Source organism: Micromonospora sp. SL4-19 (assembly GCF_047921475.1).
In the GTDB taxonomy this organism is placed as follows: domain Bacteria; phylum Actinomycetota; class Actinomycetes; order Mycobacteriales; family Micromonosporaceae; genus Micromonospora.
This window is the reverse complement of sequence record NZ_JBLROB010000032.1, coordinates 60,691-67,249: the sequence shown is the minus strand read 5'-3', so window position 1 is coordinate 67,249 and position 6,559 is coordinate 60,691. Positions and strand designations below refer to the sequence as shown.

Below are 6,559 nucleotides of genomic sequence, written 5' to 3'. Positions count from 1 at the left end.
CCCCAAGAGCAACCAACCCCCCATGAGCAACCATCGATAGCCGATCAGGCCACCCAGGCGTAGCGGCGCTCGGGGCGGCCAGCCGCGCCGTACTTCAGGGCCACCTCGACCTGACCGGTGCCGGAGAAGTGCTCCAGATAGCGGCGCGCGCTGACCCGGGAGATGCCGACCCGGTCGGCGCACTCGCTGGCCGAGAGGGTCCCGTCGTGCCCACGCAGGGCGCGTTCCACCAGCTCGGCGGTCTCCGAGCTGAGTCCCCGCGGCAGGGCCGGGGCGGTGGCCGCCACGGAGCCGCTGCGCGAGAGCACCCGGTCGACGTCGGCCTGGTCGGCGACCACCGCCGCGCGCAGCGTGGCGCGCCGGGTCGCGTACTGCTCGAGTCGGGTGCGCAGCTCGTCGAAGCCGAACGGCTTGAGCAGGTAGTTGACCGCGCCGTAGCGGACGGACCGGCGTACCGCCTCGGCCTCGCGGGCGGCACTGATCACCAGAACGTCGCAGTCGTGCCGGGCGGCTCGGATCCGGGTCACCACGTCCAGGCCGAACATATCGGGCAGGTAGAGGTCGAGCAGGATCAGGTCGGGCCGGAGCTCGTCGACCGCGGCGACCGCCTGCTCGCCGGTGCTGGCGGTGCCGACCACCCGGAAGCCGGCGACCCGCTCGACGAAGCCGCGGTGGATTCGGGCAACCATGAAGTCGTCATCGACCACGAGCACGTCGATCATCGCGCCTCCTCCAACACATTGACCAGCACCGACATCCGGGCCGTGAACATCGCGCCCTCGTCGGTGTTCGTCACCGCGATCTCGCCGCCGCGACGATGGCAGACCAGGCGGGTGAGTGCCAGGCCGATACCGCGCTCGCCGCCCTGTGCGGCCTTGGTGGTGAAGCCGTGGGTGAAGACCTCCTGCGCCAGCTCAGGTGCGACCCCGGGGCCGGAGTCGCGGACGACGATCTCCACCGAGGCGGCGTCCCGGCGCAGCTCGACCTCCACCCAGGCGGGCTGCTCCGCCGGGTCCCCGGCCGCCTCCTGGCCGCCTGCCACCGCCTCGACCGCGTTGTCGACCAGGTTGCCGAGCACGGTGGCGACGTCCGCCGACAGCTCCGCCGGTAGCCGGTCCAGCCCGGTCCGGTCGGAGATCCGCAGCTCCACCCGGCGCTCCGCGGCCACCGCCGATTTCGCCATGAGCAGCGCCGCGATCGCCGTGTCATGGATCCGGCTGGTGACCGTCAGGTCGAGCGACGCGCGGTGTCGGCTCAGCGCGTCCACGTATCGGACCACCTCGTCGTGCTCGCCGATCTGGATCAGCCCGGAAATGGTGTGCAACTGGTTGGCGAACTCGTGGGTCTGCGCCCGGAGCAGCTCGGCGGTGCTGCGGAAGGAGCCCAGCTCCTGCTCCAGCCGGGCGAGTTCGGTACGGTCGCGCAGCGTGGTGACCGAGCCCAGCCGGCGGCCGTCCTTGCGGACCGTCATCCGGTTCATCACCAGCACCCGGCCGCGCCTGACCACCACCTGGTCCCGGGCCTCCGGGCCGCTGCCGGCCAGCACGTCCCGCAGCCGGCCGCTGATCCGTAGCTCGCGGAGGCTGCGGCCGAGGCAGTCCTCGGGCAGGTCGAGCAGCCGCCGGCCGACCGCGTTGACGAGGGTGACGCGCTGCTGCGGATCCAGCGCGATGACCCCTTCGGCGAGGCCGTGCAGCAGTGCCTCCCGGTGCTCGGCCAGCCCGGCGATCTCCCGTGGCTCCAGGCCGAGGGTCTGCCGCTTGATCCGCCTGGCCAGCAGCCACGACCCGACCACGCCGAGCCCGCTGGCGATTCCCAGATAGGTGAGCAGGTACGAGGAAGCCCCGACCAGGCGTTCCGACCAGGTGGGCGACCTCTCGCCGACGACCACCATGCCCAGGTACCGCCCGAGGTTCACCCCCTTCCGGTCTCCGAGCACCGGCACCTGGGCCACCAGCTGCCGGGTGCCGCCGACCTCCAGTTCGCCGAACCAGCTCCGGCCCTGTGCCACCCAGGGGTCGCCGAGCACCACCGGGCTGCCGATCAGGGTCGGGTCTGTCGAGCTGACCACCCGGCCCCGGTCGTTCGCCACGGTCACGGCGGTCACCCCGGACCGGATCAGCGTGTTCTGCAGCAGCGGGGCGATCGCCTCGGTGGGCGCGGGCTGGTTGAGCTGGTCGCGCAGCAGCGGGCTGCTGGCGAGCTCCTCGCCGAGTGCGGCGACCCGGCGCCCCTCGACTCGGTTGAAGGTGGCCGCCGACTGGGCCAGCGAGACAGCCGCGACCGCCGCCAGCACCACGACGATGATCGCGAGCTGGAGGACGAGCAGCTGCCCGGCGAGCGTACGCCGCCGGGACGTGACCGCGACCACAAAGACCTCAACTTCCGATGGTGACACAACGCAGACAAGGGGCCTGCCCGCGCGCCACCATCTTGCCGCCGGACTCATTCGAAACGGAAGAGAAACATGATGGCAACTCGGAGAAACGTGCTGGTCATGGGCGTGGCCGCTGCGACGGCGCTTGCCCTCGGGGCCTGCGGGGCCACCGCCGACAAGGGTGGAGCCGGCTCCGGTGACGACGGCAAGCCGGTCACCGGACTGCGGATCATGGTCCCGAACACCCCCGGTGGCGGGTACGACACCACCGCCCGCACCGCCGCCAAGGTGATGGAGGACGCCAAGATCGCCACCGGCGTGCAGGTGTTCAACCTGCCCGGCGCGGGCGGGACGGTCGGCCTCCAGCGGACCGTGAACGAGAAGGGCAACGGCAAGCTCGCCATGCAGATGGGCCTGGGCGTGGTCGGTGCCTCCTACACCTCGAAGTCGGCGGCGACGCTGACCCAGACCACACCGCTGGCCAAGATGATCGAGGAGGCCGGCGCCATCGTGGTGCCGAAGGACTCCCCGTACAAGAACATCAACGACCTGATCGCGGCCTGGAAGGCCGACCCCAAGAAGATCGCGGTCGGCGGCGGCTCGTCCCCCGGCGGCCCGGACCACCTGCTGCCCATGCGGCTCGCCAAGACCGTGGGCATCGACCCCCGCCAGGTCAACTTCGTCTCGTACGACGGCGGCGGCGAGCTGCTGCCGGCCCTGCTCGGCGGCAAGGTCGCCTTCGGCGCCAGCGGCTTCGGCGAGTTCCTCAAGCAGGTCGAGGCCGGCCAGATCCGGGTCCTCGCGGTGACCAGCGAGGCGCCGATCGAGGTGCTCAAGGACGTGCCGACCCTCAAGGCGTCCGGCATCGACCTGGTCTTCACCAACTGGCGCGGCATCGTCGCGCCGCCCGGGATCAGCGACGCCGACAAGAAGGTGTGGATCGACGTGCTGACGAAGATGCACGACTCCGCCGAGTGGAAGGCCGAGCTGGCCAAGCGCGGCTGGACCGACGCCTTCATCACCGGTGACGAGTTCGGCACCTTCCTGACCGAGCAGGACAAGGCGGTTGCCGACATCCTCAAGCAGCTCGGGTTGGCATGACCGACAGGACGACCCGACCGGACCGGGGCGGCGACCAGCCGCCCCGGCCGGCCGCATCAATCGTGCCGGACCAGGCGGCGCCGCCGGACCGGGAGACGGGCGGACTGCCCCCCGCGCCCGCCCCGGTCGCGGACCCGCCGGCCGCCGATCCGGCGGGGCAGCCCGCCGGATCGGCGGTACCCCCCGCAGGCGACCTGCCGGACGGTGACGGGTCGGCGGCGGAGAGCCCAGCGCCCAAGCGGGACCGGGCGCAGTACGGGATGTGCGCGTTCCTGGCCCTGGTCGGCGGCCTGGTCATCTTCGACGCGACGACGCGCGTCGGGCAGGCGATCAACAGTGCGGACCCGATCGGCCCGAAGCCGGTGCCGATCCTGCTCGGCGTGCTGCTGCTCATCGTCGCCGCGATCTATGCGGTGGACGTGGCCCGTGGCGGCGCCGGTGAGGCGGAGGCCGGCGAGGACGTCGACCTGAGCACCCGGATCGACTGGCGGACCGTGCTGCTGCTGATCGGGGCGTTCCTGGTCAACGCGGTGCTCATCGACCGGCTCGGCTGGGTGATCAGCGGGACGATCCTCTTCTGGGGTTCGGCGTACGCGCTCGGCAACCGCCACTACTTCCGGAACCTGCTGATCTCCGTCGCGCTGTCGCTGATCACGTTCTACGCCTTCGCCATCGGGCTCGGTGTCAGCCTGCCCGCCGGCGTACTGCAAGGGATCCTGTAATGGAAAACCTGGGCAATCTGCTCGACGGGTTCGGTCATGTGCTGACCCCGATGAACCTGCTGATCGCGCTGCTCGGCGTGACCATCGGCACCGCGGTCGGCGTCCTGCCCGGCATCGGCCCGGCGATGACGGTGGCGCTGCTGCTGCCGGTCGCCTACGGGATGGGGCCGACCTCGGCGCTCATCATGTTCTGCGGCATCTTCTACGGCGGCATGTACGGCGGCTCGACCACCTCGATCCTGCTCAACACCCCCGGCGAGTCGTCATCGGTGGTGACCGCGATCGAGGGCAACAAGATGGCCAAGGCCGGGCGCGCCGCCCAGGCGCTGGCCACCGCCGCGATCGGCTCGTTCGTCGCCGGCACCATCGCCACGCTGCTGCTGGTGCTGGTCGCCCCGCCGGTGGTGAAATTCGCGGTCAGTCTCGGCTCGCCCGAGTACCTCGCCGTGATGCTGCTCGCGTTCGTGGCGGTCACCGCGGTGCTCGGCGCGTCCCGGGTACGCGGCTTCGCCTCGCTGCTGCTCGGCCTGATCATCGGCGTGATCGGGGTCGATCAGACCGGTCAGCAGCGGCTCACCTTCGGGATTCCGCAGCTCATCGACGGCATCGACGTGGTCGTGGTGGCGGTCGGCATCTTCGCCATGGGCGAGGCGCTCTGGATCGCCGCCCACCTGCGCCGCAAGTCCGGTGAGGTGATCCCGGTCGGCCAGCCGTGGATGGGCCGGGAGGACTGGAAGCGGTCCTGGAAGCCCTGGCTGCGCGGCACCGCGTTCGGGTTCCCGTTCGGCGCGGTGCCGGCGGGTGGGGCGGAGATCCCGACCTTCCTGTCGTACATCACCGAGAAGAAGCTCTCCAAGCACAAGGCGGAGTTCGGCAAGGGCGCGATCGAGGGCGTCGCCGGGCCGGAGGCGGCCAACAACGCCTCGGCCGCCGGCACCCTGGTGCCGATGCTGGCCCTCGGCCTGCCCACCAACGCCACCGCCGCGGTGATGCTGGCCGCCTTCGAACAGTTCGGCATCCAGCCCGGGCCGTTGCTCTTCGAGCAGGAGTCCACGCTGGTCTGGACGCTGATCGCGAGCCTCTTCATCGGCAACCTGCTGCTGCTGGTGCTCAACCTGCCGCTCGCCCCGGCCTGGGCCCGGCTGCTGCGGATCCCGCGTCCGTACCTCTACGCCGGGATCATCTTCTTCGCCTCGATGGGCGCGTACGCGGTCAACGCCCAGCCGTTCGACCTGTTCCTGCTGCTCGCCCTCGGCCTGCTCGGCTTCGGCATGCGTCGCTTCGGCCTGCCGATCCTGCCGCTGATCGTCGGCATCATCCTCGGCCCGCGCGCCGAGCTGCACGGCCGACGGGCGCTGCAGCTCTCCGGCGGCGAGCTGCACGGCCTGATCGGCGGCTGGGTGTCCTGGGTGATCTACGCCGCGATCGCCGTGGTGCTGCTCTGGCCGCTGATCGGTCGGTTCGTGGTCCGGCCGCTGCGGGGAAGGTTGGTGACCGGATGACCATCCTGGTGGGCTACGTGCCCTCGCCGCTGGGCGAGGCCGCCCTGCACGCGGCGATCGAGCAGGCCCGGTTCCGCAATGAGCCGGTGCTGGTGGTGAACACCTCGCGGGGTGACGCGTACGCCGACCCGCGCCTCGCCCAGGAGGCCGACCTGGAGCGGGTGACTCGCGAACTGGTCGCCGCCGGGGTGCCGCACGACGTGCGGCAGCTCATGCGAGGCCGGGACACGGCCGAGGAGATCGTCGAGATCTGCGAGGCGGAGGACGTGTCGCTGGTCGTGATCGGCATCCGGCACCGCACCCCGGTCGGGAAGCTGATCATGGGGTCGAGCGCCCAGGAGATCCTGCTCCGGGTGCCCTGCCCGGTCCTCGCGGTGAAGGCCGGCTGAGTGGCGCCCGGGGACTTCGCGGTCCCCGGGCGCGCCCAGACCGCGCTGCTGCTCGCGCACACGATCGTGGTGCAGGCGGTCACCTTCATGCTCCGGCCGGCGTCCGCGTACCGGGCGCTCGAGCTGGACGTGCCGGGAGCGTGGCTGGGCGTGCTCGGGGCCAGCTTCGCCGTCGTACCGCTGGTGCTGGCCGTCCCCTCCGGACACGCGGTCGACCGGTTCGGCGAGCGCCGGATCGCACTCGCCGGGTCGGTCCTGCTCGCCGCCGCCGGCCTCGGCTTCGTGCTGTTCGCCGGCTCGGTGGCCGGTCTGGTGGCGGCCAGCATGCTGCTCGGCACCGCGCACCTCTGCGCGGTGGTGGCCCAGCAGGCGCTGGTCGCCAACCGCACCCCGGCGCACCGGTACGACGCGGCGTTCGGCTACTACACCTTCGCGGCCTCCCTGGCCAGGCGCTCGGCCCCGGCCTGA

General features: G+C 71.6%; 7 protein-coding genes. 5 read left to right on the top strand and 2 right to left on the bottom strand.

Annotated elements, in window-relative coordinates:
• Window positions 1–44: 44 nt before the first annotated feature.
• Window positions 45–722 (bottom strand): response regulator, encoded by a 678-nt coding sequence (locus ACNAVT_RS27140; RefSeq protein WP_416300261.1) that lies wholly within the window; start codon window positions 720–722, stop codon window positions 45–47.
• Entirely contained in the window at window positions 719–2,371 is a 1,653-nt protein-coding gene (locus ACNAVT_RS27135) for an ATP-binding protein (protein ID WP_416300259.1), read from the bottom strand. Before ACNAVT_RS27135 ends, ACNAVT_RS27140 begins: the two co-directional genes overlap by 4 nt.
• Before the next feature lie 99 nt (window positions 2,372–2,470).
• Between ACNAVT_RS27135 and ACNAVT_RS27130 the strand changes: the two genes are divergently transcribed.
• The 5 genes from ACNAVT_RS27130 to ACNAVT_RS27110 are packed head-to-tail and all read left to right on the top strand — an operon-like array spanning window position 2,471 to window position 6,559.
• Window positions 2,471–3,478, top strand: coding sequence for a Bug family tripartite tricarboxylate transporter substrate binding protein (locus tag ACNAVT_RS27130; RefSeq protein ID WP_416300257.1), 1,008 nt, complete (start codon window positions 2,471–2,473; stop codon window positions 3,476–3,478).
• Window positions 3,475–4,200, top strand: coding sequence for a tripartite tricarboxylate transporter TctB family protein (locus ACNAVT_RS27125; RefSeq protein WP_416300255.1), 726 nt, complete (start codon window positions 3,475–3,477; stop codon window positions 4,198–4,200). Before ACNAVT_RS27130 ends, ACNAVT_RS27125 begins: the two co-directional genes overlap by 4 nt.
• Entirely contained in the window at window positions 4,200–5,702 is a 1,503-nt protein-coding gene (locus ACNAVT_RS27120) for a tripartite tricarboxylate transporter permease (RefSeq protein WP_416300253.1), read from the top strand. Before ACNAVT_RS27125 ends, ACNAVT_RS27120 begins: the two co-directional genes overlap by 1 nt.
• Window positions 5,699–6,091 (top strand): universal stress protein, encoded by a 393-nt coding sequence (locus ACNAVT_RS27115; RefSeq protein ID WP_416300252.1) that lies wholly within the window; start codon window positions 5,699–5,701, stop codon window positions 6,089–6,091. Before ACNAVT_RS27120 ends, ACNAVT_RS27115 begins: the two co-directional genes overlap by 4 nt.
• Window positions 6,092–6,559 carry an MFS transporter gene (locus tag ACNAVT_RS27110; protein ID WP_416300250.1) on the top strand — a complete coding sequence of 156 codons (468 nt, stop codon included), beginning with the start codon at window positions 6,092–6,094 and terminating at the stop codon, window positions 6,557–6,559.